Annotated in this window: 29 protein-coding genes and 2 pseudogenes; 17 read left to right on the plus strand and 14 right to left on the minus strand. The window is 62.5% G+C overall.

Annotated elements, in window-relative coordinates:
• Window positions 1-21: 21 nt before the first annotated feature.
• The 4 genes and pseudogenes from J2J99_RS14525 to J2J99_RS14540 form a co-directional block, all read right to left on the minus strand.
• Window positions 22-1968, minus strand: a pseudogene (locus J2J99_RS14525) (GTP-binding protein).
• A 550-nt stretch (window positions 1969-2518) separates the two neighbouring features.
• Window positions 2519-3784 (minus strand): NAD(P)/FAD-dependent oxidoreductase, encoded by a 1266-nt coding sequence (locus J2J99_RS14530; protein WP_168301805.1) that lies wholly within the window; start codon window positions 3782-3784, stop codon window positions 2519-2521.
• Between the two features lie 176 nt (window positions 3785-3960).
• Complete coding sequence (locus J2J99_RS14535; RefSeq protein WP_168301806.1) at window positions 3961-4464, minus strand: BA14K family protein; 504 nt, start codon at window positions 4462-4464, stop codon at window positions 3961-3963.
• Window positions 4465-5075: 611 nt separating this feature from the next.
• Window positions 5076-5540: an Lrp/AsnC family transcriptional regulator gene (locus tag J2J99_RS14540; protein ID WP_168301807.1), complete on the minus strand. Its 465-nt coding sequence runs from the start codon at window positions 5538-5540 to the stop codon at window positions 5076-5078.
• A gap of 155 nt (window positions 5541-5695) precedes the next feature.
• Between J2J99_RS14540 and J2J99_RS14545 the strand changes: the two genes are divergently transcribed.
• From J2J99_RS14545 to J2J99_RS14560, 4 genes are all read left to right on the plus strand, one after another.
• A complete protein-coding gene (locus J2J99_RS14545) occupies window positions 5696-6415 on the plus strand; it encodes an aspartate/glutamate racemase family protein (RefSeq protein ID WP_168301808.1) in 720 nt (239 codons plus the stop codon).
• A gap of 233 nt (window positions 6416-6648) precedes the next feature.
• Window positions 6649-7566 carry a bifunctional helix-turn-helix transcriptional regulator/GNAT family N-acetyltransferase gene (locus J2J99_RS14550; protein ID WP_168301809.1) on the plus strand — a complete coding sequence of 306 codons (918 nt, stop codon included), beginning with the start codon at window positions 6649-6651 and terminating at the stop codon, window positions 7564-7566.
• Between the two features lie 61 nt (window positions 7567-7627).
• Window positions 7628-8245 (plus strand): TetR/AcrR family transcriptional regulator, encoded by a 618-nt coding sequence (locus J2J99_RS14555; protein WP_168301810.1) that lies wholly within the window; start codon window positions 7628-7630, stop codon window positions 8243-8245.
• Between the two features lie 137 nt (window positions 8246-8382).
• Window positions 8383-9591 (plus strand): MFS transporter, encoded by a 1209-nt coding sequence (locus J2J99_RS14560; RefSeq protein WP_168301811.1) that lies wholly within the window; start codon window positions 8383-8385, stop codon window positions 9589-9591.
• Between the two features lie 54 nt (window positions 9592-9645).
• Here J2J99_RS14560 and J2J99_RS14565 read toward each other — a convergent pair whose 3' ends face one another.
• Window positions 9646-9813 (minus strand): hypothetical protein, encoded by a 168-nt coding sequence (locus tag J2J99_RS14565; RefSeq protein WP_205919231.1) that lies wholly within the window; start codon window positions 9811-9813, stop codon window positions 9646-9648.
• On the opposite strand from J2J99_RS14565, the pseudogene J2J99_RS34035 reads away from it, so the two are divergent.
• Window positions 9739-9929 (plus strand): annotated as a pseudogene (locus J2J99_RS34035) (DUF6429 family protein). The gene J2J99_RS14565 and the pseudogene J2J99_RS34035 sit on opposite strands and share 75 nt — an antisense overlap.
• Window positions 9930-9942: 13 nt before the next feature.
• On the opposite strand, the gene J2J99_RS14570 reads toward J2J99_RS34035, so the two are convergent.
• A complete protein-coding gene (locus J2J99_RS14570; RefSeq protein ID WP_168301812.1) occupies window positions 9943-10359 on the minus strand; it encodes a winged helix-turn-helix transcriptional regulator in 417 nt (138 codons plus the stop codon).
• Between the two features lie 123 nt (window positions 10360-10482).
• On the opposite strand from J2J99_RS14570, the gene J2J99_RS14575 reads away from it, so the two are divergent.
• Window positions 10483-11391, plus strand: coding sequence for an SDR family oxidoreductase (locus tag J2J99_RS14575; protein WP_168301813.1), 909 nt, complete (start codon window positions 10483-10485; stop codon window positions 11389-11391).
• 204 nt (window positions 11392-11595) lie between these two features.
• Here J2J99_RS14575 and J2J99_RS14580 read toward each other — a convergent pair whose 3' ends face one another.
• Window positions 11596-12348: a pyridoxine 5'-phosphate synthase gene (locus tag J2J99_RS14580; protein ID WP_168301814.1), complete on the minus strand. Its 753-nt coding sequence runs from the start codon at window positions 12346-12348 to the stop codon at window positions 11596-11598.
• Window positions 12349-12797: 449 nt separating this feature from the next.
• Here J2J99_RS14580 and J2J99_RS14585 point away from each other — a divergent pair, with 449 nt between their 5' ends.
• A complete protein-coding gene (locus J2J99_RS14585) occupies window positions 12798-13490 on the plus strand; it encodes a MerR family transcriptional regulator (RefSeq protein WP_168301837.1) in 693 nt (230 codons plus the stop codon).
• Between the two features lie 52 nt (window positions 13491-13542).
• On the opposite strand, the gene J2J99_RS14590 is transcribed toward J2J99_RS14585, so the two are convergent.
• Complete coding sequence (locus J2J99_RS14590; protein WP_168301815.1) at window positions 13543-14670, minus strand: ATP-dependent DNA helicase; 1128 nt, start codon at window positions 14668-14670, stop codon at window positions 13543-13545.
• 70 nt (window positions 14671-14740) lie between these two features.
• The gene (locus tag J2J99_RS14595) at window positions 14741-15667 is read right to left on the minus strand and encodes a LysR family transcriptional regulator (RefSeq protein WP_168301816.1); all 927 of its coding nucleotides are present in this window, start codon (window positions 15665-15667) and stop codon (window positions 14741-14743) included.
• 131 nt (window positions 15668-15798) lie between these two features.
• Between J2J99_RS14595 and J2J99_RS14600 the strand changes: the two genes are divergently transcribed.
• The 4 genes from J2J99_RS14600 to J2J99_RS14615 all read left to right on the plus strand — a co-directional run bounded on the left by J2J99_RS14600 (window position 15799) and on the right by J2J99_RS14615 (window position 19149).
• Window positions 15799-16278 (plus strand): carboxymuconolactone decarboxylase family protein, encoded by a 480-nt coding sequence (locus J2J99_RS14600; RefSeq protein ID WP_168301817.1) that lies wholly within the window; start codon window positions 15799-15801, stop codon window positions 16276-16278.
• A gap of 68 nt (window positions 16279-16346) precedes the next feature.
• Window positions 16347-17102: an SDR family oxidoreductase gene (locus J2J99_RS14605; protein WP_168301818.1), complete on the plus strand. Its 756-nt coding sequence runs from the start codon at window positions 16347-16349 to the stop codon at window positions 17100-17102.
• 54 nt (window positions 17103-17156) lie between these two features.
• The gene (locus J2J99_RS14610; RefSeq protein WP_168301819.1) at window positions 17157-17573 is read left to right on the plus strand and encodes a cupin domain-containing protein; all 417 of its coding nucleotides are present in this window, start codon (window positions 17157-17159) and stop codon (window positions 17571-17573) included.
• Window positions 17574-17667: 94 nt separating this feature from the next.
• Complete coding sequence (locus tag J2J99_RS14615) at window positions 17668-19149, plus strand: mechanosensitive ion channel family protein (RefSeq protein ID WP_168301820.1); 1482 nt, start codon at window positions 17668-17670, stop codon at window positions 19147-19149.
• Here the strand turns inward: J2J99_RS14615 and J2J99_RS14620 are convergent, their stop codons facing one another.
• Window positions 19150-19638 carry an RrF2 family transcriptional regulator gene (locus J2J99_RS14620; protein WP_168301821.1) on the minus strand — a complete coding sequence of 163 codons (489 nt, stop codon included), beginning with the start codon at window positions 19636-19638 and terminating at the stop codon, window positions 19150-19152.
• 214 nt (window positions 19639-19852) lie between these two features.
• Here J2J99_RS14620 and J2J99_RS14625 point away from each other — a divergent pair, with 214 nt between their 5' ends.
• The 3 genes from J2J99_RS14625 to J2J99_RS14635 are packed head-to-tail and all read left to right on the plus strand — an operon-like array spanning window position 19853 to window position 21553.
• Complete coding sequence (locus tag J2J99_RS14625) at window positions 19853-20233, plus strand: COG4315 family predicted lipoprotein (RefSeq protein ID WP_168301822.1); 381 nt, start codon at window positions 19853-19855, stop codon at window positions 20231-20233.
• A gap of 25 nt (window positions 20234-20258) precedes the next feature.
• Complete coding sequence (locus J2J99_RS14630) at window positions 20259-20774, plus strand: RNA polymerase sigma factor (protein WP_168301823.1); 516 nt, start codon at window positions 20259-20261, stop codon at window positions 20772-20774.
• Window positions 20771-21553, plus strand: coding sequence for an anti-sigma factor family protein (locus J2J99_RS14635; RefSeq protein WP_168301824.1), 783 nt, complete (start codon window positions 20771-20773; stop codon window positions 21551-21553). The genes J2J99_RS14630 and J2J99_RS14635 overlap by 4 nt, the downstream gene beginning before the upstream one ends.
• A 3-nt stretch (window positions 21554-21556) precedes the next feature.
• Here the strand turns inward: J2J99_RS14635 and J2J99_RS14640 are convergent, their stop codons facing one another.
• From J2J99_RS14640 to nthA, 3 genes are read right to left on the minus strand one after another with little or no spacing between them, the layout of a single operon-like run.
• Window positions 21557-21928, minus strand: coding sequence for a nitrile hydratase accessory protein (locus J2J99_RS14640; RefSeq protein WP_168301825.1), 372 nt, complete (start codon window positions 21926-21928; stop codon window positions 21557-21559).
• A complete protein-coding gene (gene nthB / locus J2J99_RS14645; protein WP_168301826.1) occupies window positions 21915-22574 on the minus strand; it encodes a nitrile hydratase subunit beta in 660 nt (219 codons plus the stop codon). Before nthB ends, J2J99_RS14640 begins: the two co-directional genes overlap by 14 nt.
• The gene (gene nthA, locus J2J99_RS14650; RefSeq protein ID WP_207600928.1) at window positions 22571-23218 is read right to left on the minus strand and encodes a nitrile hydratase subunit alpha; all 648 of its coding nucleotides are present in this window, start codon (window positions 23216-23218) and stop codon (window positions 22571-22573) included. Before nthA ends, nthB begins: the two co-directional genes overlap by 4 nt.
• 189 nt (window positions 23219-23407) lie before the next feature.
• On the opposite strand from nthA, the gene J2J99_RS14655 reads away from it, so the two are divergent.
• Window positions 23408-24676, plus strand: a complete 1269-nt coding sequence (locus tag J2J99_RS14655) for an SDR family oxidoreductase (RefSeq protein ID WP_168301827.1) — start codon at window positions 23408-23410, stop codon at window positions 24674-24676.
• A complete protein-coding gene (locus J2J99_RS14660) occupies window positions 24676-25146 on the plus strand; it encodes a DUF2269 family protein (protein WP_168301828.1) in 471 nt (156 codons plus the stop codon). The genes J2J99_RS14655 and J2J99_RS14660 overlap by 1 nt, the downstream gene beginning before the upstream one ends.
• Here the strand turns inward: J2J99_RS14660 and J2J99_RS14665 are convergent.
• A complete protein-coding gene (locus tag J2J99_RS14665) occupies window positions 25138-25731 on the minus strand; it encodes a LysE family translocator (RefSeq protein ID WP_168301829.1) in 594 nt (197 codons plus the stop codon). The genes J2J99_RS14660 and J2J99_RS14665 overlap by 9 nt on opposite strands.
• 152 nt (window positions 25732-25883) lie before the next feature.
• Between J2J99_RS14665 and J2J99_RS14670 the strand changes: the two genes are divergently transcribed.
• Window positions 25884-26732 (plus strand): aldo/keto reductase, encoded by an 849-nt coding sequence (locus J2J99_RS14670; protein WP_168301830.1) that lies wholly within the window; start codon window positions 25884-25886, stop codon window positions 26730-26732.
• Window positions 26733-26869 lie beyond the last annotated feature (137 nt).

Below are 26869 nucleotides of genomic sequence, written 5' to 3' on the forward strand. Positions count from 1 at the left end.
GTTCCCCGACCGAGCGCGACTTTAGATACTCCCGCGCAGGCGCAGCAGATATTCGACACCGTTGAACGGATCAGGCCCCGAGCGTCGGCCCAAGCGCGGCGGACCGGCCGCCTGGGCGTAATGATCGAAAGCGGTCTCCATGGTTCCCGCCCCGCTCGTGAGCCCCGGCAATTGCTGCTGGATGCTCCGCACCATCTGAGACGCCATGGTGCCTTCCAGCCGGGCGACGCCATCGGCGATCACCGAATCTGTGATCGCCGCGGCCGATTTCGCAAGCAAGGTCAGCACGCCGCCCAAACTTTCCGCCGGCGCTTCGAGATGAAAGCGGTCGACCGGTTCGCAGAGGACGGTCTGCGCCTCCGATAGCGCCGTCGCCAGTACCCACGGCGTCAGATGCCGGAAATCGGCGGCAGTGCTTGCCGGCGAACTGTGCCGTGCCGCCGTCATCGCCACGTGGCAATCGATAACCTGCCAGCCGAAAATCCCTTGCTTCAGCGTCTCGAACACGGTTTCCTCGACCGCCCGATAGAAGGCCGCGGGCATCTGGCCGACATCCACCTCGAGCGCAAAGCTATTGCCCGCCCCGGGAGGACGCGGTTGGACTCGCAGGCCGACGGTGGCGAGAAACGGATTGGGCTCCTTGAAGAGGATCTGCAGGCCGCTGCCGATCCCCACCGGCTTTTCGACCAGGAGGACAGTGCTTTCCTCGAAGCTGGCCTCGAGGCCGAAATCCGTCAGCAGCGTTGATTGGATGACCTCCTTCTGCACCTCGCCATAGAGCGAAACGAAGACCTCGTCCGTCTCCTCGTTGCGGCGCAGATTGATCAACGGGTCCTGCTCGGCCATCTGGTTCAGCGCCAGCCACAGCGCCGCCTTGTCGGAAAGGCGGGGGGCAAGCACGCGGGTTTCGAGCGTCGGCGGTGCAAAGTGAGGCTGCCTGCCTATAAGCCGATCGCCGGCCACCGCATCACCGATCCGCCCGCCGGTCAAGCCGCTGACGCGCGCGATCTGCCCGGCGCGGAGGCTCTCGGCGCCATGAACCCGTCCCTCCTCGAACAGGTGGATCGCGGTCACTCGTTCCGGGCCTTTCGGCAGATCCAGATATTGTCGAAGCCGGACCGTGCCCGAGGCGAGGCAGAGATAGCAGAGCTTTTCCCCGCCCCAGCCGCGCTCGATCTTGAAGATCTTGCCGGCGACCGGACCTTCCGGGTCTGGGTGCCGCGCGGGCAAGACCGTCGCAATGGCCGAAGCCAGGGCCGATACACCGACGCCGGTCATCGCGGCGCCCGCGAAGACGGGATGGAGGAGGCCGCGTGCCACCTGATAGGCCAGAGAGCGCCCGAGCCTTTCCTCGGTCAACTGATCGGGACGGAGCACATAGTCATCGAGCAGCGCCTCGTCATTTTCCCCGAGCGCCTCGCAAAGCGCGGAAAAGAGCGGCTCATCTCTCGGAGCGAGTGCCTCAACCCGGGCAAGCTTGCTGCCGGCAGCGACGACCGAAGACATCGCGACCGGGCGGACCGACAGCTGCGCTGCAAGCGCCTCCAGCACCTCCTAATATCTAGCACCGAGACGATCGACCTTGTTGACGAAGAAAACGAAGGGAACACCGAGCCGCCGCAGAGCCCGCACCAGCACGCGCGTCTCCGCCTGCACGCCTTCGACCGCCGAGACGACGACGACAGCTGCATCCAGCAATCCCAGCACCCGCTCGACCTCGGCGATGAAATCCGGGTGGCCGGGGGTATCGATCAGATTGACGATCCTGTCGCCGATCCTAAACGACACGACTGCGGCCCGGATCGTGATGCCCCGCTGCCGCTCGAGCTCGAGACTGTCCGTTTGTGTATCGCCGGTGTCGACGCTGCCGAGCTTGTCGATGACGCCGGCGTTGAAAAGCAGTCTTTCCGTAAGGCTAGTCTTGCCTGCATCCACATGGGCGAGGATGCCCAGATTCAAAGTGCGCATGAACCACCAACTTCTCAGAAATTCGGATGTGATTTTCGTGAGAAGTGACTCGGCGCATTGGAACCTCTGTCCGTTGTTACGGCTGGATGCGCAGCCCCGGTGGTGGGAAGACGCGGGCGGGATGCTAAGGGTGGGGGCGGAGATGTGTCAAGGTTCTACGTAGCCTCATCCATCGCCGGTAGGAATTCGGTGCAGGCGTTCCCCACCCTCATCCCTAGGATCCAGCGCGCCCAAGTCCTTGGACGCAAGAGATCCTTCCCGATGCCGCATCTCAGTCATTCACAGCGCGGACGCGTCGTGAATGGATTCCTGTGACAGGCACAGGAATGACTGAGGAGAGGGTATGCGTGTGCTCCCTCTGCCCCGCCGGACATCTCCCCCACAGGTCGGGAGATTGGCTGGGAACCCGCTCGTTTTATCATCGATTGTCTTGAGAGATTCCCTCCGTGAGCCGATCTCCACCCTTGTGGGGGAGATGTCCGGCAGGACAGAGGGGTACCACACGGCACGCGCTTTCTTAACTATTCTGCGGCCGACCGGAAGTAGGAGCCTACCCCTCCTCCCGCATCGTCTCCTTCTGCGTGATCAGCCGCGCGCTGTGCTGGCCGCTCAGGTAAATCCACAACCAGCTCCAGGCGACGGAGAAGCGCGAGCGGGTGCCGATCAGGAAGTAGATGTGGGCGATGCCCCAGATCCACCAAGCGATCCAGCCTTTCAGCTTGATCCGGCCGAAATCGATGATCGCGGCACTCTGGCCGATCGTCGCCAGGCTCCCCTGGTGCCAATATTTGAAGGGCGCAGGCGCCGGCTTGCCGGACAGGCGGGCGCGGATGACCTTGGCGACGTAGCCGCCCTGCTGCTTGGCTGCGGGAGCAATACCCGGCACCGGCTTGCCGCCCTCGCGCATGACCGAAGCGGTGTCGCCGATGACGAAGACGTCGGGCAAGCCCGGGGCGCTTAAATCCTTTTCGACGACAGCGCGTCCTGCCCGGTCGGCCGGCACGTCGAGCCACTGCGCTGCCGGCGAAGCGGTGACGCCGGCCGCCCAGACGATGGTGCGGCTGGCGACGAAGGTCTCGCCGATCCGGACGCCATCGGCACTGCACTCGGTGACCGGCTTGCCGAGATGCACCTCGACGCCGAGTTTCTCCAGCGCCCTTTGCGCATAGGCCGAAAGCTCCTCCGCGAAGGCCGGTAGCACCCGCGGACCGGCCTCAACAAGCACGACGCGGGTCTTGCGCGTGTCGATATTGCGGAATTCCCTGGGCAGGGTTATGTGCGCAAGCTCTGCGATGATGCCGGCGAGCTCGACACCGGTCGGCCCGGCGCCGACTATGGTGAAGGTCAGCAGCGCGTCGCGCACGGCTGGATCGGCCTCCATCTCCGCCTTCTCGAAGGCGAGCAGCACACGCCGGCGGATCGTCGTCGCATCCTCCAGCGTTTTCAGGCCGGGCGCCACCGGCTCCCATTCGTCATGGCCAAAATAGGCATGCGTCGCCCCGGTCGCCAGCACGAGTGTGTCGTAACCCAGAGTCATGCCGTTGCGGAGGGATACCGTCTTGGTGCTACTGTCGACGCCGGTAACCTCGCCGAGCAGCACCGTTACGTCGGGCCGGTCGGCATAGAGGCGGCGGATCGGCCAGGCGATCTCGGAAGTGGAGAGGATGGTCGTCGCCACCTGATAGAGCAGCGGCTGGAAGAGATGGTGGTTGCGCCGGTCGACGAGCGTGATCCTCACGCCTGCATCCTTCAACCCGTTGACGAGTTGCAAGCCGCCGAAACCGCCGCCGACGACGACGACGTGATGATCGCTCATTCCCTGCCCCTTCTGCGCCATTTCGCTGAAAACCAATGTGGGCTTTGGCGCAAAGGTTGCAACTGCCGTTTTGGAATGCCTCCCCTGCACCGGTCGCAGCCGAAAAGGTCGCCCAACGGCTTGCAAGACATGGGGCGGCCTGGAACCAGTTCATAACGCAGATGCGTCAGTGCCAATCAATAGGGACCGACGCACTGACGGCGTGGCCCATGATAGGGCTGGAAGGTGTTGTCGTACGCCCTGTACGAACGATAACGGGCATAGCACCAGCTCTCGTGGCCGCCGCCCCCTCCATAATAGGCGGACGACGCATAGGCCCGATACGGCCTGCCATAGTAGCCGCCGTAATAACCGTAAGGCCGGCGGTAGTAGCCGTAGGGCGAGCCATAATAGCCGTAAGGCGAGCCGTAATAGGGCTGCGCCAGTGCGCCACCGATGATGGTGCCGACGGCTAGACCGCCCAGGGCCCAGCCCCAGCCTGATCCATTGTGATGATGGCCGTGATACCCGCCTCCGTGATAACCACCACCCCAATGACCGCCATGGCCACGCCATTGCACTTGTTCTATCTGCTGCTGTGCTTCGATCCTGGGTGGGTTGATAGCCGGAAACGCCTGAGCCGGCGTGACACCGGGGGCACCCATGATCAAGCCTAACGTGACGATTGCCAGCTTTCTCATGACTGTTCTCCTCTTCCTCCAAGAGGAGGAATATCCTCCCCTCCTCCTGAACCAAAGGTGAACATAATATATGGAAAAACGTTCCGTATCGAGATAAATTAATCGCTATCGATGGCGCCGAGGATTATCGGCTCCTGCATTCCGACCTTGCTTTTTCCAGGAGACTGTAAACTTATCGCGCATTGTCGATCCCTAGAAGCTGGGGTTCGTTGGCGAGACCGGATGTCCAGCCGCTCATCCTCCTGTTGGATGGCACGCCGAACTTGATCGTGCCCCTGCCACGGCCGCCGTCTTCAAGACTGATCGACGGTAAAAGTTCGAGCTGATTTGTGGACAAATGTCTAAAGAGCCCACTTCTGCGAATGATCCGCTTCTGTCGGTCAACACGTATTCCGTCCGAGCCCGCACCGCCGCATCAACGAGAAAGCGTCCCGCCACGATGTAGAGGCCCATGAGCACGAATGGACTGCCCCATAAGTTCGCGAAAACCGGTGTTTCCGTGCTGATGGAAGTGATTTCCCAGAAGGTCGCAAAGCCGCCCCAGAGAAGCGAAAACGGAGCAAGGACGAATATCGCTATCGCTCATGCTACCACGCCTCTTCAAGTGATATTCACCGGGCGTAACCCACGGGTATCGCCATTCCATGTTTCAATTCTTCCATGGAGATCGACGCCGAGACGTCGAAGAGTTCCAGCTTGCGCACGATCTGCTTATAGATCACGTCGTAATGCTCGACGCGCGGCAGGACAATCTTCAGGATGTAATCGTGATTGCCGGTCAACCGGTGGGCCTCGACGATCTCGGGAATGGCGCTGATGATCCGGCGGAAGCTCTCCGTCCATTCATCGGAATGATGCGCGGTCTTCACCAGCGCGAAGACCGTCGTCGGAACGCCCATCCTTTCGCGGTCGAGCACGACGATGCGCCGGGCGATATGGCCGCTTTCCTCCAGCCGCTGGATGCGCCGCGAGCAGGCCGACACCGAAAGCGCTACGCGCTCGGCAAGGTCAGTCACGGAGATGCCCGCATCCTTCTGCAGCATATCGAGAATACGTCTGTCGCGATCATCCAGCATGTGTGAGAAGTGAACCTTCCGCCTTAATTTTGCGCCGCCACTCAAAATCGCGCAAAATAATAGCACACATTATACACGCAGGACAAACAACGCAAACACCTCGCGCCAGCATTGCGGCATCATTTTCGAAACTCGAAGCAAGGGAGCATGAAGAGATGGAAACGATCGGTCTGATCGGCGGCATGAGTTTCGAAAGTTCGGCGGTCTACTATCGCCTTGTCAACGAGATGGTGCGCGCCCGCAAAGGCGGCCTTGCCTCGGCCGAACTCATCCTGCATTCGGTCAATTTCGAGGAGATCGTCGCTCTTCAGAAGCTCGGAGACTGGGCGGGAGCCGCCCGCCGCCTCGGCGATGTGGCGGAGCGCCTGCAGGCGGCCGGCGCCGGCTGCATCCTGATCTGCACCAACACCATGCACCTGATTGCCGACGAAGTCGCGGCCAGAGTCTCCGTGCCACTGATCCATATCATCGACGAGACGGCGAAATCACTGCAGGCCGCCGGCCGCAAGCGGCCTCTGCTTCTCGCCACCCGCTACACGATGGAGCACGGCTTCTACGCCGAGCGGATGACGAGCCTCGGTCTCGACATCGTGGTGCCGGAAGCTGCCGACCGCACCACCGTGCACGAGATCATCTTCAACGAACTCTGCGCCGGCAGGGTGCATGACCGTTCGCGTGAAAAGCTGATCGATATCATCGACCGCGCCGTAGAAAACGGCGCTGACAGCATCATCCTCGGCTGCACCGAGATCTGCCTGATCCTCGATCCAGACCGCCTGCCGCTGCCGGGCTTCGACACCACCACGATCCATGCCCGAGCGGCCGTCGAATTCGCACTTGGCGAGCAGGACGTGGAGGCAGAAGAGGCTGCCTGATGACAGCTGTATTTAGTTGACTCAGTCCACTAAATACATGACAAATGTCTTCATGCGGAGATCTTTTGTCAGTTCGTTGGCATGCCGGCCACCCTCCTTCCGTCATCCTCGGGCTCGTCCCGAGCAACTGCCCCCGTTCGATAGGGCAGCAGATCCTCGGCACAAGGCGGAGGATGACGAGCGAGGAGCGGGCCTTGTCAACAATCTGGCGAGGTCTCTTCCTGGAGATCGTCATGTCCGATACCGCCCTCATCGAAACCGCCCGCGATTTCAACCGCTTCTACACGAATTTCCTCGGCCTGCTGAACAAGGCCTATCTCGACTCGCCCTATACGCTGACGGATGCCCGCATCCTCTTCGAGATCGGCTCGCATGACGGCATCAGCGCTACCGCACTCGTCCGTGACCTGCATCTCGATCCGGCCTACCTCAGCCGCATCCTCAAGCGCTTCCGCGCCGAAGGGCTGATCGAAACCAGTCCCGATCCGGCGGATCTGCGCAGCCAGATCATCACTGTCACCAATCGGGGACGCGGAGAATTCGAGGAACTCGGCCGGCGTGCCAACGCGCAGATCGCCGCCCGTTTCGACGCTCTCGCCACCGGCGAACCGCAGGCGGTCGTCTCGGCCATGGACACGATCCGCGCGCTGCTCGACCCGGCGGCGAAGCCCTCGCCCGCCGTCATCCGCCCCCACCGCGCCGGCGACATCGGCTGGATCGTTCAAAGCCAAGGCCGCTTCTATGCGGAGGAATATGGCTGGGACCTGCGCTTCGAGGCGCTGGTCGCCGAAGTCGCCGGCAAATTCCTCGCCAATTTCGATCCCGCCACGGAATATTGCTGGATTGCCGAACGCGGCGGCGTCAATGTCGGCTCGGTCCTCGTCACCAATGGCGGCGATGGCATCGCCAAGTTGCGGCTGCTCTATGTCGACAAATCAGCCCGCGGCCTCGGCCTCGGCAAACTGCTGGTCGACGAATGCATCCGCTTCTGCCGGCAGAACGGCTACCGCGAGCTTTCGCTCTGGACCAACGACATGCTGGAGACCGCCCGCGCCATCTATATCAAGGCCGGCTTCCGCCTTGTCTCCGAGGAGAGACATCACATGTTCGGGCCGGAGGCCAACGGCCAGACTTGGGTGCTTGATCTCTGAATTTTCAGCGTCGCAAATAATTCGCTTGATTTGGAAATGATCATTTCCTAATTAGACGAACATGAACGCAACGACCCTTCACGAGAAGACCCGAAGCCGCGGCCGCCCGCGGGAATTCGACGCGGAGGCTGCACTCGATGCAGCCCTGCGCGTATTTTCCGAGCGCGGCTACCATGCCGCCTCGATCAGCGAGCTTACCGAAGCCATGGGGCTTGCCGCCGGCAGCGTCTATAAGGCGTTTGGCGATAAGCGGGGCATCTTCCTCGCCGCCTTCGACCGCTATCGCGCCGTGCGCCGCGGCCTGCTCGACACCGAACTCGCAAGCGTCGAGACCGGCCGCGACAAGCTAAATACGCTGATCACCTTCTTTGCGGGCTCGTCCCATGGCGAAATCGGCAGGCAAGGGTGTCTCGTCGTCGGCAGCGCCGGCGACCTCGCTCTCTTCGACGAGGAGGCGGCCGAACGCGTCGCCACCGCCTTCATGACCGACGAGGCGCTTTTGGCCGATCTGATCCGTCTCGGCCAGTCCGACGGCTCGATTTCTCGGGATCTCGATGCTTCCGCCACATCGCTGGCGCTTCTTTGCCTCACCAAGGGTATGCGCGTCATCGGCAAGACGGGCCGCAGCGGCGAAGAGATGGCCGCCGCCGCCGAAGCCGCGATGAAACTGGTGACGTGACATTTCCCAGGAATGCCCGGCATTCCCAGGAAGCGCTCGGCACTCCGGGAGTTAGGCCTCTGCGCCGCGGGCGGAAACGGGTGGCCGGCGGCAAGACCGATTTGCGACTAATCCTTTCAATCATACCGGAGTTTCTGATGAGCATTTCAGCCACTACGCCGAATAATGCCATTCCACGAGCGCTATCCCCCTGGCTCACCTTTCTTTTCGCCGCCGCCTGCGGGCTGGTGGCGGCCAATCTCTATTATGGCCAGCCGCTCGCCGGCCCGATCAGCGCCGATCTCGGCTTCACGCCGGCTGCAACAGGGTTGATCGTGACGCTGACGCAGATCGGCTACGGCCTCGGCCTGCTGCTGATCGTGCCGCTCGGCGACCTCACAGAAAACCGCCGGCTGGTGCTGCTGCTGATTGCCGTCTCGGCGGTCGCCCTGATCGGCGCCGCGCTGTCTTCGACGCCCGCCATGTTCCTCACCGCATCGCTGTCGATCGGCCTTGCCTCGGTCGCCGTCCAGGTGCTCGTGCCCTTCGCCGCCAACATGGCGCCGGATGCGACGCGCGGCCAAGTCGTCGGCAACGTCATGAGCGGCCTGCTCTGCGGCATCATGCTCGCCCGCCCCTTCGCGAGCTTTCTCGCCGAGGCGTCCTCCTGGCACATGGTCTATTTCGTCACCGCGGCACTGATGATCGTGCTCGCCATCGTCCTGCGCGCCAACCTGCCGGTCCGCGTGCCAAAGACGAAACTAGGCTATGGCGAACTGCTTGCCTCCATGGCGCATCTGGCGCTGAACTCGCGTGTGCTGCAGCGCCGCGCCCTCTATCAGGCCGGCATGTTCGGCGCCTTCAGCCTGTTCTGGACGACGACGCCGCTGCTGCTCGCAAGCCCGGCCTTCGGCCTGACGCAGAACGGCATTGCCCTCTTTGCGCTAGCGGGTGCCGCCGGCGCCATCGCCTCGCCCATTGCCGGCCGGCTTGCCGACCGCGGCATGACGAAAAGCGCCTCGGCGATCGCCATGCTGCTCGGTATGGCGTCCTTCCTGATCAGCCATTTCGCCGCCGACGGTTCGCTCTCCGCCCTGATCTTGCTGACGGTCGCGGCAATCATGCTCGATTTCGGGGTCACGACCAATCTCGTCTGCGGCCAGCGCGCCATCTACGGGCTGAACCCCGAACATCGCAGCCGGCTGAACGGCCTCTTCATGGCCACATTCTTTACCGGCGGCGCAATCGGCTCGGCACTCGGCGGCTGGGCCTACGCCACCGGCGGCTGGTCGATGACCGCCTGGATCGGCTTCGCCTTCCCGGCATTCGCCTTCCTGCTGTTCCTGACGGAAGGGCGCGGCAGGTAAGTCGACTTGAGCAATAGCCCTGAAAGTCGGAGTCGATTTCGCGGTTTTGCCTAGTTAATGTGACAAGCTTGCTGGATTTTTTCGTTTTAACGGGATGTTTTCGGCAGGGATATCGATGAAGAAAAGATCGACGATATCGTTCTCGCATTGCTCTGGCTGACGCTGCATGACGAGCGCCGGTCGTGGAAAGGCGTCGACTGGGATGTACTCGACCGTCTGCATCAGAAGGGCCTGATTGCCAATCCGCAGGCAAGGGCAAGTCCCTCGTTCTCAGCGACAAAGGATTGCAGCGATCGGAGGAATTGGTTCGCGCGCTGTTTACGCGCGCGAGGTGGTAAGGCTCTCACCACGCTAGCTATCGGCGGCATCGAAACGCGAGCGGGCCGCGCGCACTGCATCGTGGTTCGCCTCGGCCCAGTTCAACAGCTGCGACAGCGGCTGGTAGAGCGAGCGGCCGAGTTCCGTCATCGAATATTCGACGCTCGGCGGTTTGGTCGGGAAGACCTCGCGGTCGATATAACCGTCCCTCTGCAGATCACGCAGCGTCTGCGTCAGCATGCGCTGCGAGATATCGGGAAGCATCCGCCTGAGTTCGCCGAAGCGGCGCGGCTCTGCGGCCAGAACTTCGAGCAGCAGCGTCGACCATTTGCCGCCGATCTGCTGCATCATATCCCGGATCGGGCAATTGGAAAAATCGAGGGCGGCGAGGTCGATCTCACGCCGCCCGCCCGGCATCCTGTTTTTCAGACTGAGGACTGCGCCGCTCATCTGCTGGTTCCCTTTTGGTAACTTACAGCCGAAAAGCTGCCTCCTTTACAGGGTGAAGTCAATTCCTATTCTAGCGTTAGTCTCTTTTTGAGACCACCTCACACAACGCAGAAGGAACGATCCATGAGCGAAACCATCCTGGTCACCGGCGCTGCCGGCCAGCTCGGCCAGCGTGTCATCCATCATCTCATCGAGACCTACAAGATCGCCCCCGGCACGATCGTCGCGGCAACGCGCAGCCCGGAAAAACTCGCCATGCTTGCGAGCAAGGGCGTTCTCACCCGCAAGGCCGATTTCGATGACCCGGCCGGCCTGGAGCAGGCCTTCGCCGGCATCGACCGGCTGCTGATCATCAGCACCGATGCCCTCGATACTCCCGGCAAGCGTCTCGCCCAGCATAAGGTCGCCGTCTCTGCCGCCGCCAAGGCGGGCGTCAAGCACATCGCCTATACCTCGATGCCGGCGCCCGACAATTCGCTCGTCACCTTCGCGCCCGATCATCTCGGCACGGAAAACGCCATCAAGGCAAGCGGCATCGCCTACACGATCATCCGCGACGCCTGGTATCACGACAATTATCTGCATGGCATGCCGCACAGCCTGCAGGGCGGCAAATGGTACAGCGCCACCGGCGCCGGCAAGGTCGCGACCATTTCCCGCGACGACTGCGCGCTGGCGATCGCCGCAGCCCTTGCCTCCGGCACCTCCGAAAGCACCACCTACACGCTGACCGGCGCGGTGTCTCTGAACAACCGCGAGATCGCGGCAACCGTCTCCGAAGCATCAGGAAAGCCGCTGGAAGTCGTCGACGTCACCGACGAACAGCTGGGCCAGGGCATGCGCGGCGCCGGCCTCCCCGGCTTTGTCGCCGACATGCTGGTCTCCGCCGACGCCAATATCCGCGCCGGCAATTTCGACATCGTCACCGGCGATTTCACCAAGCTGACCGGCAAACAGCCGCAATCGCTGAAGGATTTCTTTGTGACGCACAAGGCAGCGCTGACGGCGGCTGGCAGCGCCGGAGGCCATTGAGCTTTCCGCTCAGATTTCGGACGCTTCTCATCACGGGTGGTGTGTCACTCACGGCGCTGACGCGCCGTGAGTGGATCCCAGTGACAAGCACAGAAATCCAGCGCGCCCAAGTCCTTGGGCTCAGGAGACGCAAAATGCGTTATATCCTTACGGCGAGAACGCCGGGCCTGGCTCCCCGTCAAAGCGCAGAGGCAAACGGCTTCCTCAAACCGCCTGCCCGCAAGCCCGGCAGAACCGGCGCACCGTCTCGGCCATGCCATATTCCAGCGCATCGGCAGTCAGCCCATGGCCGATCGAGACTTCGGCAAGCGCTGGAATGCGCTTAACCAATGCCGGCAGGTTCGCGACCGTCAGATCGTGCCCGGCATTGACGGCAAGTCCGATGGCGAGCGCGGCATCCGCCGTCTTGCCGAGCGCTTCGAGGATCGGCGCTGCTCGTTCCGGCGCGTCGTAGCAGCCGCCATAGGGGCCGGTATAGAGTTCGATCCGGTCGGCGCCCGTCGCTTTCGCCAGCTTTACCGCTTCCGCATCCCCGTCGCCGTCGGCAAACAGCGAGACCCGGCATCCCATCTTCTTCAGCCGCGCGACGACATCGGTCAGGAACGCCTGGTGCTTGCGAAAATCCCAACCATGATCGGAGGTTGCCTGCGCAGGATCGTCAGGCACCAGCGTCACCTGCTCGGGCGCGGAGCCGGCGCAGAGTTCGAGGAATTCTTCCGTGGGATAGCCTTCGATGTTGAACTCGGCTCCGGCAAATTCGTCATCGATCAGGTTGCGGATGACCGGCAGGTCGGAAAAGCGGATATGGCGCTGGTCGGGGCGCGGATGCACCGTCAGGCCGCTGGCGCCGGCAGCAAGGGCGATTCGCCCGAGCGCTTCGACGCTCGGCCAGGGTAGGTCGCGCCGGTTGCGCAGCATGGCGATGGCGTTGAGGTTCACGGAGAGCTTGGCGGGCATGGCTGGCATCCATCGGTCACGGAAACGAGAGGCCCTGCTTTTAAGCCAAGAGCCCTGCAATGGCCAACGAGATTCGCAGATGGATGCGATGCCGATCGTTGATGCAATCCAAGCACTTCAACCAGACTTCGACGGCAAGCATACCGCAACAGGAATTCCCGTCGGAGACGTCCGCTCAATGCGGCGGCGCAGCACATGTTATGCCGCACAGCACAGAAGGCATGCCGGCAAATTATGCGCTTTCGTTGCTATCCCATTTAAAAGAGATTATTTTTAGTACTTATAAAAAAGATCGTTCACGCATAACGTGGACATTATGTCGCGTAAACGTAGGCCGCGTACTGCTTCTTTCTCATCGAAAAGACCGCCTAGAGGAAACCCCACTCGCCGCGCCCGGGAAGCAACTGGCAAATCCGCATGAGGTGCAACAAGATGCCCTAGGAGGGTTCATGCCAGACGGTTCCAAACGCCTGTTTGCTGCCGCCGGTTTCGCTTCGGAGGCCCGGTCGAAATACCGGTTCCTGCCTTCGGCTGCGCTGCCGCCGGATCTACCGGAAGGTCCGGTGCCCATTGCCGATATGGCCAACGCATTCGGCGTTACACACAGGACGCTGCATTTCTACGAAGAGAAGGGATTGATTTCGGCCAATCGCATCGGCCTGATGCGGGTCTACGGCCAGGACGACGTCATGCGCATGGCTGTCATCACCGTCTGCCGCGAGACGGGCATGCCGATCGCCGTGATCCAGGAATTGATGGACGAGCTTCGCAAGGCCGATTCGCAGGAAAGTGCCGAGGCAATGTTCCGCGAGGCCTTGCAGGTGCGCCGGCGCGAACTGACGGCGGAGATGTCGACGCTGCACCGCCAGCTCCAGCAGGTCGGCGACCTTCTCGATTACGACGGCAGCATCGAGACGCAGCCGCTCAACGACAATGAGGATAACTCCAGTCTGACCCCGCAAGAAAAGCGTTGCCTGGAGCTGATGGCGGAAGGCTATTCCACCCAGCGCATCGCCCGGGCGCTCGACCTGAAACACGACGAGACGAGGGATATAGAAGCCGCAATCATCCTGAAATTCCGCGCCAACAACCGCTTTCAAGCGATCGCCAAGGCTGTCCTGCTCGGCATTGTGCAAGCCTGATCCGCCTCGATCCCGACGGCCGCCACCGTCTCCTTCCCCGCCGAAACCGGGATCAGCGTACGATCGTCAGCGTCTCCGCCGCGCGCGTGATCGCGGTATAAAGCCAGCGTTCGCGCGTATCGCGAAAGGCCCAGCTCTCATCGAAGAGCACGACGTCGTTCCATTGCGAGCCCTGCGCCTTGTGGACGGTCAGCGCATAGCCATAATCGAACTCGTCGTAGCGCTTGCGGGTATTCCAGGGAATCTCGCCTTCGACATCCTCGAAAGCCTGTTTCAGAAGCTTGATCTTGGCCGCCCCCCGGTCCATGTCGTCGTCCTCGGGGCGGACGAGCAGATTGATCCCGGGCTTCGTCGTTTCCTTCGACGAGGTCATCACCTGCCATAGCGAGCCGTTCAGCAAACCCTTGGCGGGGTCGTTCCTCAGGCAGACGAGCTTGTCGCCGGTCTGCGGATAATCGGCGTTAAAACCTTTCAGCTCGCGCAGGCGCTGATTGTAGCGCCGCCGCGTCCTGTTGGTGCCAACGAGCACCTGGTCGGCATCGAGCACCAGCTGCTGCGTTACCTCGTTCTTCGGGATCACCTTGGCGGTGCCGTAGTCGCCATACATGATCTCATTGCCCTCGCGCACCTGCATGGCGAGCTTGATGATCGGATTGTCGCGCGCCTGCCGGTGGATATCAGTCAGCAGGTAATCCGGCTCCTGATTGGTGAAATAGCCGCCGCCCGAAACCGGCGGCAGCTGGCCGGGATCGCCGAGCACCAGGATCGGCGTGCCGAAGCTCATCAGGTCCTTGCCGAGCGCCTCGTCCACCATCGAGCATTCGTCGACGATGATCAGCGCCGCTTTGGCGACCGGGCTCTGTCGGTTAATCGAAAACATCGGCGCGATCGATGTCTTGCCGGTCTCCTCGTCCTCCACTGCCTCCTCGCCGCGCGGGCGATAGATCAGCGAATGGATGGTTCTGGCATTGGAGGCGCCGCGCGAGCGGAGCACCTGCGCGGCTTTGCCGGTGAAGGCGGCAAACAGCACGTCACCGTCGACATTCTCGGCGAAATGCCGGGCAAGCGTCGTCTTTCCCGTCCCGGCATAGCCGAACAGGCGAAAGAGCGGCGAGCGCCCTTCATTCAGCCATTTCGAAACAGCCTTGAGGGCTTCGTCTTGTTGCGGCGCAAATTGCATGATCGCGAGACTTGGCAGGATTCGCCGGCGTTAGGCAAGGCAGAAAACGGCAAATCGTCCGGCCGGACGATCATGCCTGCCACGGCCGGTCCGTGCCGCTCGCACACATCGACGGGTCCTGCGTCATGGCCTCGATGAGAAAGTCCAAAACCGTCTTGACGCGCAACGGCATGTTGCGCCGCGAGGGATAGACGACGGTGATCGGCAGCCGACTCGGCTGGTAGTTCTCCATGACGGGGATCAGCCGGCCGGCGGCGATATCGGGCACGGCGATGATGTGGGAAAGCACTGCGAGGCCCGCGCCGGCAAGGGCCGCCCGGTGAATGGCGACGGAATTGCAGGCCGTCAGCCGCGGCGAAATCCGGACCGATATGTCTTCCGAGCCATTCGAGAAGGACCAGCTATTGGCCTCACCTGCCCTGTTGTAGCACAGGCACTCATGGTCTTTGATATCCCAGGGCGTGCGCGGAGCGGCCTTGCGCGCGAGATAGGCGGGAGATGCAACAAGGAAGGCGGTCGTCCAGCCGATCCGCCGGCAGACGAGGCTGCTGTCGGCGACCGGGCCGAGGCGCACTGCGATATCCAGTCGTTCCTCGATCATATCCGAGCCCTCCTCCCTGAAGAGCAGCTCGACCGAGAGTTTCGGATGGGCGGCGAGAAGGTCGCCGAGCCGCTCGCTGAGATAGAGGCCGAGCGGCGCCGGAACGCTGAGCCTGACCTTCCCTGAAGCCATGGAGCCTTCGGAACCGGCGGCATCGCCGAGTTCCTCCACCGCTTCGAGGATCCGAAGCGCCATCGGCAGCATGCGCTCGCCTTCCGCCGTCAGCGACAGGCCGCTCGTCGTGCGATGCAGAAGCCGGGTATTGAAATGGCCTTCAAGCGCCGCGACCTGCCGTGAGACCGCCGGCTGCGTCACGTCGAGATCGTGCGCCGCCGCCGAGAAGGACCCCGTTTCCACGACGCGCTGGAATGTCCGCAATGCCGAAACGATATCCATCCCTGCCCCCTGATACTTTTGCGCATAGGCTTTATGCGGTGAGACTAAGCGAGAATGGCTTTACAGTCCAGCAATTACGGATATTTTGTATCCATAAGGATACATGATATCCTTAATTGAAGGAGAGAGACATGACCCAGCGATTGAACTACGCCCAACAGTCCCCCGAGCTTTTCAAGAAATTCATGGAATTCAGCATGGCACTGAAGAGCAGCGTGATCGACGAGAAGCTGCAGGCCCTCGTCGAGATCCGCGCCTCGCAGATCAACGGATGCGGCTTTTGCCTTGATATGCATGTGAAGCAGGCAAAGATCTACGGCGAGAGCGAACTCAGGCTCCATCACGTCGCCATCTGGCGGGAATCGAACGTCTTCATCCCCCGCGAGCGCGCCGCCCTTGCCTGGACCGAGGCGCTGACCAAGCTCCCGGAAGGCGGCGTTCCCGACGAAATCTACGAGCGGGTACGCGGCCAGCTTTCGGAGAAGGAGATATCCGACCTGACCTTCGTCGTCATGGCCATCAATGCCTGGAACCGCATCAACGTCGGCTTCAAGACCGTGCCCGGCACGGCCGACAAGGCCTACGGCCTCGACAAGGCTGGCCTGAACTAACCGTCGCAACTCGTTGAGAAGATTCAACTTTGACGCTGTCGGCATCCCGGCGGCGAAAGGAGTCCGTTATGAAAATCGTTGTCATCGGCGGAACCGGCCTTATCGGTTCGAAGACTGTCGAACGCCTGCGCACGCGCGGGCATCAGGTGATCGCCGCCTCGCCGAACTCCGGCGTCAACACGATCACGGGAGAAGGATTGACCGAAGCGCTCGCCGGCGCCGAAGTGGTCGTCGACCTCGCCAATTCGCCTTCCTTCGAGGACAAGGCGGTGCTCGAATTCTTCGAGACGTCGGGACGCAACCTTCTCGCCGCCGAAAAGACCGCCGGCGTCAAGCACCATATCGCGCTTTCCGTCGTCGGCACGGAACGCCTGCAGGACAGCGGTTATTTCCGAGGCAAGCTCGCCCAGGAAAAGCTGATCAAGGCATCGGGCATTCCCTACACGATCGTGCATTCCACCCAGTTCATGGAATTCCTGAACGGCATCGCCCAATCTGGCACGGTCGGCCAGACGGTGCGACTGTCGCCGGCTTATGTGCAACCAATTGCTTCCGACGACGTCGCCGACGCAATGGCGGATGTGGCGCTTTCGCCGGCTGTCAACGGGACGATCGAGATATCAGGGCCGGAACGGGCGCGGCTCAGCGACCTCGTCGGCCGATATCTGAAGGCCATGAATGACCCGAGAACCGTCGAGTCCGACCCGGAAGCGAAATATTTCGGCGTCAGGCTGAACGACCACTCGCTCGTCTCCGACGACAACCCGCGCCTCGGTTCGATCACCTTCGAGCAGTGGTTCGCAAAATCCGCCCAGCCCAGGTGACCTGGCCATCGACGCGTCCGCTCGGGCGCGTCGTTCCCAACCATGGAGATTCTGATGATCAGACAATCAATCCTTGCCGCCGCCCTCGCCTTTCTGGCAGCCACCGGCGCTTCGGCCCGCGACAGCAGCAAGTCCGCCAAGGTGACGCTCGTCTATGAACACGAACTGCCGAACGTGCCAGGCAAGAGCATCAAGGGCGTACTGGTAGAATACGGCCCCGGCGGTTTCTCCGAAGGCCATACCCATCCCGACTCGGCTTTCATCTACGCCACCGTACTTGAGGGGTCGATCCGCAGCCAAGTCAATGACGGCCCGGTCAAGACCTATCAGGCCGGGGAGAGCTTCTCGGAAATGCCGGGCGACCGCCACGGCGTCAGCGCCAATGGCAGCGAGACCAAGCCAGCCCGCCTGCTCGCCGTCTTCGTCGTCGACACCGATCAGAAAGAACTGACCTACCCCCCCAAAAATTAGGCGAACGCCTAGCCTGTCCGCGCGGGGCTCATGCTTGCGCGGACAGCCGACATGCTCAACCGTGTGCCGCTCGCCCTCCCGGAGACAAATAGAGATGGTCTACGATGCACTCTTCGGCAAGCCGCTGATATCTCTGATAACGGTCGGCATCGCCGGCATCGTCGTCTGGTATTTTCTCTCCAGCCAACGGCCGACGACGCGGCTGGTGGTGCAGATCCTGTTCTTTGCCGTGATGACGCTGATCCTCACGGCAAGCGGCATCGATCCTCACCGCTTTCAGGGATACGACTCCCCGGATCCGCAGGCCCTGCTGGTGAACCTGGCGAAATCGCTCTGGTGGGTCCATCTGGCTTGGGCGGTCATCGGCTTCATCCGGCTCTACCTCGTGCTGGAGGGCAATCCGCGCGAGGCACGCCTGCTGCAGGATCTCGTCGTCGGCGTCGTCTATATCGGCATGGCGCTCTCGATCCTGGCCTTCGTCTTTGGCGTGCCGATCGGAACCCTCGTCGCCACCTCCGGTGTCGTCGCCATCATCCTCGGCCTTGCGCTGCAGAATACGCTCGCCGACGTCTTCTCCGGCATCGCGCTGACCCTCGGCCGACCCTATGTCATCGGCGACTGGATCCTTTTGAGCGATGGCACGGAAGGCCGCGTCATCGAAAACACCTGGCGCGCCACGCATATCCTGACCGGCGGCAACAATGTCGTCGTCTTGCCGAACAGCTTCATGGCCAAGCTCGCCCTGACGAATGTCAGCCGGCCGGACGAGACCCATCTCCTGATCCTTGCTATCCGAATCGCGCCGACGCGAATGCCGTCCGCGATCCGCCACGTCATGGTATCGGCGCTCGCGAGCTGCAATTCGATCGTGCGTGACCCGCCGCCGGTCATCGCATTCAAGGGGCTCGATGCCACCGCGCTCGAAGTCGAGCTGCAGTTTCGGGTGACGAGTCCGAGCCAGCGGGCGGCCGCGCGAAACGAGGTGCTCGATCTCGTCTACCGCCACAGCAAATCGGCGGGACTGCTTCTGGCCGTTCCGGCATCCGCGACGATCCTGACCGCCGATCTGCCGACGGAAGAATCCGCGCAGCCGCCGAGCGTGACGCCGCTTGCGCTGATCGACGCGATTCCGATCTTTGCGGCCCTGACGGTCGATGAGAAGCAGAAGCTCGCCGAGACCACCGCCGTCAGGGAGTTCCGGAAGGGCGATGTGATCGTGCGCGAGGGCGAAATGCTGCCCTCACTGATGATGCTGCGCGCCGGCGTGATCGCCGCGCGGCATCGAGGCGAGGAGCGCGGGCGGCTGGCGCCCGGCGATTTTTTCGGCGAGACCGGCCTGCTCGCCGGTATGCGGGAGGTCTGCACCCTGGAGGCGCTGACACCGGTGACGGTCTATGAAATCGATCAGGAAGCCTTCGCGCCGCTGCTGGCCGAACGCCCGCTGCTGGCCGAAGAAATCGCCGAAGACCTCGCCGGCCGAGCCGAACGTTTTCGCGACCGCGCGGCCTTGCCGCCCGAACAGGTTCGCAATGCGCATGCGGTCCTGGAAACCATCAGAACCATCTTCAGAGCATAATCATCCGGCCCGTTTGAGAACCCATTGGAACGTGCTCTGCCAGATGTCGGGCGGCACCTCTTGCGACAAGCTATCGACGAGATCGGAAAGCCGAACGCGTCTCAACGTATCGCGCCAAGCCTCGTCGGCTTCCCACATGATGCGGGCGACCGCGCAGGGCTTGCTGTCGCAATAACCTTCCGGCCGACAGGGATTATTCGCCCGGATATTCGTGCAGGTGAAGCTCCGTGCCTTGCCCTCGACCGCCTCGACGATGTCGAGGAAATTGATCGCCGAGGGCGCCCTCGCAAGCCTGTAGCCGCCGCTCGGACCAAGCGTGGTCTCGACAAGGGAAGCCTGAGATAGGCTCTGCAGTGCCTTGGAGAGATATTCCTTCGGCAGGCCATGAAGCTCGGCGAGCGCCTTGGTGGAGAGATACCTGCCCTCGGGCAGGCCCGCGAGAATGGCGCAGCAGTGCAGCGCCCACTCGACCTGGCTTTTCAGGATCATTCAACAACTCATCATGGCTGGCTCGGCGAGCGGAATTAAGGATATATGATATCCGCAAATGATCATGATGTAAATGACCTGTAAAAGCAGAGTGTTGTGTGGCGAATGAGCCCCCGCCCGCCATAAACCTTCTCCACATGGGAATAAAACCGCCTCGCTTCGTGTCTCATCTCAGGCAGCGCAAAATTGCGTGCCCAACCCGAGGAGAAACATCATGAAGTCCGTGAAATTCCTGTCCGTCGTGGCGGCTGGCGCCCTTGCCGCAACCGCAGCTTTCGCCGCCGCTCCCGTCAAGACAGTCGATTCCGCCAAGGGCAAGGTTCTTGCCGGCGAAAACGGCATGACCCTCTATACCTTCAAAAAGGACGCCAAGGGGGTTTCCAACTGCAACGGCGATTGCGCCAAGAACTGGCCGCCGCTGAAGGCGTCTGGCGATGCCAAGGCCGATGGTGCATATTCGATCATCGATCGCAAGGATGGCACGAAGCAATGGGCCAAGGACGGCATGCCGCTTTACTTCTGGGTCAAGGACAAGAAGATGGGCGACATTACCGGCGATGGCGTCGGCGGCAACTGGGAGCTTGCCAAGCCTTGATGGCCAAAACCTGACAAAGAGAGCCGTGAAGACACCCGCACCCGAAAGCTTCGAGGGCCAGGTCCTGGCCCTCCTCCCCTCGCTCAGGCGCTATTCGCGCAGCCTGACGCGCTCGGATGTCGATGGCGAGGATCTGCTCCAGGATTGTGTCGAGAAGGTGCTGGCGCACCGCGGCCAGTGGCGCGGCCTCAACCTGCGCGGCTGGGTCCTGACCATCATGACCAATCTCTACCGCAACGGCCGGCGCGGCAGGGCGCGCGACACCATGGTCGAACTCGACGCGGCACAGGATGTGGCCTCGCCCGAACCGCCGGCCGATCCGCTGGAACGCGCCCGGCTCGACGATGCGCTGAACAGCCTTTCGGAGGAGCACCGCGCCGTGCTGATGCTCATCGTCATCGAGGGATATAGCTACAGCGAGGTCGCCGCCGCGCTCGATATCCCGATCGGCACCGTCATGTCCCGCCTGTCGCGCGCCCGCCAGCGCATCGCCGAACGGCTGAAAGCCGATAACGTCATTACGCTTCGGAGACCAAAATGAACGAGACCAACCCGATCGTCACCGAAGCCGATCTCCACGCCTATGCCGACGGCCAGCTGGCGGAAACCGCACGCGCCCGCGTCGAGGCCTTCCTGGCCGACAACCCCGACGAAGCGGCGATGGTCGCCGAATGGCAGACGCAGAACAGCGGCATCCGCACGCTGTTTGCAGGCTACGACAAGGCGAAGGACACCGATGCCCTGCTTGTCGCGCCGCCGCTCGCCATCCCGTCGGCGCCGAACCGCTGGGCAGTCGCCGCCGCAGCGCTCGTCGTCTTCGCGCTCGGTGCCGTCAGCGGTCATTATGGCCCGGCTCTCCTGGCAAAGCCGGACCTGCAGCTTGCGGGCTCCGAGACCTTGCCGAAACAGGCCGAGACCGCCTTCACCGTCTATGCCGCCGAGGTGCGCCATCCCGTCGAAGTCTTCGCCGACGAGGAGGCTCATCTCGCCACTTGGCTCGGAAAGCGGCTGGCCATCGAGAATTTGAAGATCCCCGACCTGCAGTCGCTCGGCTTCAGGTTGGTCGGCGGTCGCCTGCTGCCGGTCGACGGCAGGCCGGGCGCCATGTTCATGTACGAGAACCAGGCCGGCGAACGCCTGACGGTCATTGTCGGCCGCAACAGGGAAAACCCTACGACGAGCTTCCGCTTCGCCTCATCGGGCAATCTCGAGACGTTCTACTGGGTCGACGGCGAACTAGGTTACGCCGTCACCGGCCAAATCTCGCGCGAGACGCTGCGGGGCGTCGCCGAGGAATGCTACCGGCAGTTTCCATCGTGAAGATCAGCGCAGCGGATCGTTGGCGAGCTCGATCGGCTGCCCATGCGGCGTGGCTTCGGCCGCCCGCTGCCAGCTCTGCTGCAAGTCGAGAATGGCGGATGTATCCGCTATGCCGTGACTGACAAGCAGCTCGCAAAGCGCCGTCATCCAGCAATCGAAATAATCGCTGCCGTCTTCGGCGCGGCCGGGCTTATGGAGTTCCTGAGACAGGACCTCGGCCCATTCGCTCCAGGCAAACAGCCCCTTCTCATGCAGATGCACGGTCATGGCAAAAGCTTCGGCCGCCCAAGGCTCGGGAAAGACCGGCGCGCCTTCCGGCGACTTCGGCAGACCGGGCGATTGGCCGAGATCCGAGGGCTTTTCACACGCGCTCAAGATAGCTCTCCCACGCATCGATGGAGACGGTCAGCGACGGATCGGCGCCTTCGCCCCAGATCTCGCCGCCATCGAAGACGACGGTGTAGAGCCATTGCGGGTTCTCGCCTTTGCCATGGGCATTGTCGTCGGGAAAGACGAAGGAGCCTTGGACCACTTCGACGACACCCCTCTTGGCGCGCGCATAACGCGGCAGCCGCGTATGGGTGGCCGGATTGAAGTTCCTCGTCCTCACCGTCTCGCCGACGGCAAAGCGCGGCGCGGTATCGACGGGACGATCGCAAGGCCCGCCCCATGCCAGCACGGCGGACACCATCTCCGCCTTCAGCACCCGCTTCGGCGCGGTACCTTCCTGCAGCGTGTGGCCGGACATCAATTCCTCGCGCGTCGCAAAGCCGTGCCGCACAAGCAGCGTCTCGACGCCACGGATCCAGATCTCGTAATAGCTCGCCGCGAGGTAATCGGCCGGCGGGATATTCTCGCGCGCATGCCGGCTTTCATCGATCGTCCAGGCGCCGAAAGCGCCGCAGGACAGCGTAATGCCGAGCGCCCGCTTTTCCCATTCGGCATGGAAGCAGGGTTCGTCCTTCTCCGGCGCGACGGGCCCGAAGCCCATCTGCCCACCAAGATCGTGCGGTCCGTTCATGCGAGCGCCTCCGGGCTGCCGGCCACCGCGGTGCCGATCATCGCGTCGCGGCTGACGAGACCGGCAAGTGCTGCCTCGTCCATTCCGTCCGTGCCCTCGGGCCGCTCGGGGATGACGAGATAACGCAGCTCCGCCGTCGAATCCCAGACGCGGATCTTCTTGCGCGCCGGCAGCGTCAGCCCGAATTCGGCAAGCACGCCGCGCGGATCGATGACCGCACGCGACCGATAGGCCGGCGCCTTGTACCAGACGGGCGGCAGGCCGAGCACCGACCAGGGATAACAGGAGCAGAGCGTGCAGACGATGAGGTTATGGGTCTCGGCCGTGTTGAAGACGGCGCGCATATGCTCGCCCTGCCGGCCGGTATAACCGAGGCTGGCAATCGCCGCCGTCGCGTCGCGCCTCAGCCAGTCGGCGAAATCAGGATCGCTCCAGGCTTTGGCAACGACATGCGCGCCGTTCCTCGGCCCCACCTTCGTCTCATAAGTCTCGACAATCGCATCGATCGCCGCAGGATCGATCAGCCCCTTCTCCGTCAGCAGCGTTTCCAGCGCTCTCACGCGCGCCTGCATCTCGGAATAGTGGTTGTCGTGGTGATGGTGGTCGTGGTGATGATTGTGATGATGGTCGTGATCGTCGTGCACGGCAATCTCCTCCAAAACGGCGGTCCAGGGATGGCAAGGTCGGCGGCTTGCTCCCCTCTTCTCCCCGATCGTAAGAAGGGGAACGAGGCAACGTTCTGCCCTCCTTCAAAGCATCCACTTTCCTTCTACCATACACCACCCTCGCCAAGCCCTCCTATACCGCTCAAACTTTTCCGCTAATCTCCCGCCATGAACATCCTAATTCTCGGCGCAACCGGCTTCATAGGCTCCGTCGTCGCGGCCCGGCTCGTTGCGGACGGCCATGCGGTGACCGGGCTCGGTCGTAATCCCACCCGAGCCCGCCTGAAGCAGCCGGCAATCGATTGGCGGCGCGCCGATCTGTCGCGCATGACGAAGCCCGAGGATTGGGAGGACCTGCTCAAAGACCAGCAAGCTGTCGTCAATTGCGCCGGTGCGCTGCAGGACGGGCCAGCAGATGATCTCGCCGCGACCCAGGCGGATGCGATGCTGGCGCTCTACGCCGCGGCGAAACACTCCCGTCATCTGATCGTGCAGATATCGGCAAGAGCGGCGGGGGCGGCGAGCGCACTGCCCTTTCTCGCCACCAAGCGGCGGGCCGACGAGGCGCTGGCGGCAAGCGGCCTCCCCCATCTTATCCTGTGCCCTGCCCTCGTTCTCGGCCGCAATGCCCATGGGGGCTCATCGCTGTTGAGAGCGCTTGCCGCCCTTCCCCTGCTGCCCCTCGTCCATGCCGAGAGCCCGGTCGAAACGCTGTCGGTGGATGATCTGGCGGAAGCCGTGTCGCGGGCGTTTGCAGGCGAACTGCGCGGGGATATCGTTCTTGCCGCCGACGAAGCCTTGACGCTCGCCGACCTCGTGCGACTTCACCGGCAGTGGCTCGCGCTGCCGCCGGCCCGCGTCTTTTCCCTTGCCCCGTGGCTTGCAAAGCCTGTGACATGGCTTGCCAATGCCGCGGGCCTGCTCGGCTGGCGTTCGCCGCTGCGCTCGACGGCGATGACCGTTATGTCGGAGGGTATACGAAGCGCGAGAAGAGAAAGCGGCCTCATCGCGACATCCGCTGCGGTAACTCTCGCGGCCAATCCCTCCGGCGTGCAGGATCTCTGGTTTGCCCGGCTCTATCTCCTCAAACCACTCTTCATCGCTGGCCTCTCTGTTTTCTGGCTGCTCTCCGGCCTGATCCCACTGCTTTCCGTGGAAAAGGCCTCCGCGCACTTCCTGCTCTTCATGCCTGAAGCCGCAGCAACGGCGCTGACGCTTGCGACCTGTCTCGTCGACGTCGCGCTCGGCGCCGCCGTGCTTGTTCGCCCGCTCGCCAGACGCGCCCTTCTCGGCATGCTTGCCGTCTCCTTGGCCTACCTTGCCGGCGGCACACTTCTCGAACCTGCGCTCTGGCTCGATCCGCTCGGTGCCCTCGTCAAGGTGCTGCCGTCGATCTTGCTGACGCTGGCGACCCTCGCCACCCTGGACGAACGCTGATGCTGGAAGGATGGCTGCTTCTTGCCCATGTCATCGGCGCGACCGTGCTCTTCGGCACCGGCGCCGGCATCGCCTTCTTCATGGTGATGGCGCATCGCACGCGCGATCCGGTCCTGATCGCCCATGTCGCCGGAACTGTCGTCATCGCCGATACGGTCTTCACCGCAACGGCGGCCATTCTCCAGCCGGTAACCGGTTATTTGCTGGCGCGAACGATCGGCTGGGACCTGACGGAAGGCTGGATTGCGCTGTCGCTGCTGCTTTACGTATTCACCGGCGTCTTCTGGCTGCCGGTCGTCTGGATTCAGATCCGGCTGCGCGATCTCGCCCGCGCCGCTGCGGTGTCGGGCACGGTCCTGCCGCCGTCCTATTTCGGCCTTTACCGCATCTGGTTCGCTTTCGGCTTTCCGGCCTTCGCAGCCGTCCTCGGCATTCTCTGGCTGATGCTGACGAAGCCGGCGCTATTTTAGCATCGGCCAGAGGCTTACCACCAAAAGCACCGCCATGGTGATGTTGAACCATTTCAACCGCACCGGATCGGAAAGCCAATCCCTCAGCGCCGAGCCGAAGCCTGCCCAGGTCGAAACGCTCGGCACGTTGACGACCGCGAAAGCCAGGCCGACAATCATCACGCTGATGAGATACAGTTCGGGATTGGTATAGGTTGCCATCGCGGTGACCGCCATCACCCAGGCTTTCGGGTTGACCCACTGGAAGGCGGCCGCTGAAAGGAAGGACATCGGCGCAGCACTGCTCCCGCCTTCGCTCAGCGAACGCGAGGAGGCGATCTTCCATGCGATCCAGACGAGATAGGTGCCGCCGGCGAACTTCAGCACCGTATAGACCATGGGCATTGCGTGCAGCAGCGCGCCAAGCCCCAGGCCCACGCCGATCAGCAGCAAGAAGAAACCGGCGCCGATGCCGAACATATGCGGGATCGTCCTGCGGAAACCGAAATTCACCCCCGACGCGAAGAGCATCATATTGTTCGGCCCCGGCGTGATCGACGTCGTGAAGGCGAAGAGAACGAGGGCGAAAAAAGTATCCAGCGGCATGCAACCTCCCGAAACCGGCTCTTTTCCGCGGCCTCTGTCATTTAGGTCAGCATAACTGCCCTAAACTCTTGATGCCATTACATCATTGTCATGGTGACAGGATTACTTGAAAGATAGGAAACGGGCGCAATCTCCTAAAAATGAAAAAAATCATGCAAGATGATCCGATCCCCACTGTCAAATTTCCGAACGGCACGGAAGTGCCGGCGCTTGGCCAGGGAACCTGGGCCATGGGCGAGGATGCCGGCCATGCGAAGGCCGAAATGGAAAGCCTGAGAGCCGGCATCGATCTCGGCATGACGCTGATCGACACGGCCGAAATGTATGGCGATGGCGGCGCCGAGGAGATCGTCGGTCAGGCGATCAAGGGGCGGCGCGACGAGGTCTTCGTTGTCAGCAAGGTCTATCCCTGGAATGCCAGCTTGAAAGGCACGATCGAGGCCTGCGAGCACAGTCTCGAACGGCTTGGCACCGACCGCATCGATCTCTACCTTCTGCATTGGCGCGGCAGTCATCCGCTGGCCGAGACCGTTGGCGCCTTCGAAATGCTGAAAGCGTCAGGAAAGATCGGCGCCTGGGGCGTCTCCAACTTCGACACCGACGATATGGAGGAACTCATCGGAGTGCCGGGCGGCGCCAACGTCGCCGCCAACCAGGTGCTCTACAATCTTTCCCGCCGCGGCATCGAGTTCGATCTCCTGCCCTGGTGCCAGAGCCGCGGCATTCCCGTGATGGCCTATTCGCCGATCGAGCAGGGACATATCCTGCATCATCCCGAACTCATTCACATCGCCAAGGCCTATCAGGCAACCCCCGCGCAGCTGGCGCTCGCCTTCCTGCTCGAACGCGACGGCGTCATCGTCATCCCGAAGACGTCGAATGCCGAACGCGTGGCGGAGAACCGGGACTGCGTTTCGCTTGAGGTCACCGAAGAGGACTGGCAGGCGCTGGACGCCGCCTTCCCGCCGCCGGCAAAGAAAAAGCCGTTGGAGATGCTGTGATCGGCGCGGTCCGCCTCATCGACCTTCCGACATCTTCTCACGGCAGGCGAGGCGAAGGGACTGGGTCGCGGCCTCTCGTTTCCCCTTCTCCTCGGAGAAGAGATTTGCCGCGCCGTCTCCGTCCCTTGCCAGCTCTT

The organism is Rhizobium binae, assembly GCF_017357225.1.
In the GTDB taxonomy this organism is placed as follows: domain Bacteria; phylum Pseudomonadota; class Alphaproteobacteria; order Rhizobiales; family Rhizobiaceae; genus Rhizobium; species Rhizobium binae.

Bases quoted from the DNA above. Each gene is read 5' to 3' on its own strand.
- J2J99_RS14530 (WP_168301805.1), bottom strand. From the start codon at position 3,784: ATGAGCGATCATCACGTCGTCGTCGTCGGCGGCGGTTTCGGCGGCTTG.
- J2J99_RS14535 (WP_168301806.1), bottom strand. From the start codon at position 4,464: ATGAGAAAGCTGGCAATCGTCACGTTAGGCTTGATCATGGGTGCCCCC.
- J2J99_RS14540 (WP_168301807.1), bottom strand. From the start codon at position 5,540: ATGCTGGATGATCGCGACAGACGTATTCTCGATATGCTGCAGAAGGAT.
- J2J99_RS14545 (WP_168301808.1), top strand. From the start codon at position 5,696: ATGGAAACGATCGGTCTGATCGGCGGCATGAGTTTCGAAAGTTCGGCG.
- J2J99_RS14550 (WP_168301809.1), top strand. From the start codon at position 6,649: ATGTCCGATACCGCCCTCATCGAAACCGCCCGCGATTTCAACCGCTTC.
- J2J99_RS14555 (WP_168301810.1), top strand. From the start codon at position 7,628: ATGAACGCAACGACCCTTCACGAGAAGACCCGAAGCCGCGGCCGCCCG.
- J2J99_RS14560 (WP_168301811.1), top strand. From the start codon at position 8,383: ATGAGCATTTCAGCCACTACGCCGAATAATGCCATTCCACGAGCGCTA.
- J2J99_RS14565 (WP_205919231.1), bottom strand. From the start codon at position 9,813: ATGCAGACGGTCGAGTACATCCCAGTCGACGCCTTTCCACGACCGGCG.
- J2J99_RS14570 (WP_168301812.1), bottom strand. From the start codon at position 10,359: ATGAGCGGCGCAGTCCTCAGTCTGAAAAACAGGATGCCGGGCGGGCGG.
- J2J99_RS14575 (WP_168301813.1), top strand. From the start codon at position 10,483: ATGAGCGAAACCATCCTGGTCACCGGCGCTGCCGGCCAGCTCGGCCAG.
- J2J99_RS14580 (WP_168301814.1), bottom strand. From the start codon at position 12,348: ATGCCCGCCAAGCTCTCCGTGAACCTCAACGCCATCGCCATGCTGCGC.
- J2J99_RS14585 (WP_168301837.1), top strand. From the start codon at position 12,798: ATGCCAGACGGTTCCAAACGCCTGTTTGCTGCCGCCGGTTTCGCTTCG.
- J2J99_RS14590 (WP_168301815.1), bottom strand. From the start codon at position 14,670: ATGCAATTTGCGCCGCAACAAGACGAAGCCCTCAAGGCTGTTTCGAAA.
- J2J99_RS14595 (WP_168301816.1), bottom strand. From the start codon at position 15,667: ATGGATATCGTTTCGGCATTGCGGACATTCCAGCGCGTCGTGGAAACG.
- J2J99_RS14600 (WP_168301817.1), top strand. From the start codon at position 15,799: ATGACCCAGCGATTGAACTACGCCCAACAGTCCCCCGAGCTTTTCAAG.
- J2J99_RS14605 (WP_168301818.1), top strand. From the start codon at position 16,347: ATGAAAATCGTTGTCATCGGCGGAACCGGCCTTATCGGTTCGAAGACT.
- J2J99_RS14610 (WP_168301819.1), top strand. From the start codon at position 17,157: ATGATCAGACAATCAATCCTTGCCGCCGCCCTCGCCTTTCTGGCAGCC.
- J2J99_RS14615 (WP_168301820.1), top strand. From the start codon at position 17,668: ATGGTCTACGATGCACTCTTCGGCAAGCCGCTGATATCTCTGATAACG.
- J2J99_RS14620 (WP_168301821.1), bottom strand. From the start codon at position 19,638: ATGATCCTGAAAAGCCAGGTCGAGTGGGCGCTGCACTGCTGCGCCATT.
- J2J99_RS14625 (WP_168301822.1), top strand. From the start codon at position 19,853: ATGAAGTCCGTGAAATTCCTGTCCGTCGTGGCGGCTGGCGCCCTTGCC.
- J2J99_RS14635 (WP_168301824.1), top strand. From the start codon at position 20,771: ATGAACGAGACCAACCCGATCGTCACCGAAGCCGATCTCCACGCCTAT.
- nthB (WP_168301826.1), bottom strand. From the start codon at position 22,574: ATGAACGGACCGCACGATCTTGGTGGGCAGATGGGCTTCGGGCCCGTC.
- J2J99_RS14655 (WP_168301827.1), top strand. From the start codon at position 23,408: ATGAACATCCTAATTCTCGGCGCAACCGGCTTCATAGGCTCCGTCGTC.
- J2J99_RS14660 (WP_168301828.1), top strand. From the start codon at position 24,676: ATGCTGGAAGGATGGCTGCTTCTTGCCCATGTCATCGGCGCGACCGTG.
- J2J99_RS14665 (WP_168301829.1), bottom strand. From the start codon at position 25,731: ATGCCGCTGGATACTTTTTTCGCCCTCGTTCTCTTCGCCTTCACGACG.
- J2J99_RS14670 (WP_168301830.1), top strand. From the start codon at position 25,884: ATGCAAGATGATCCGATCCCCACTGTCAAATTTCCGAACGGCACGGAA.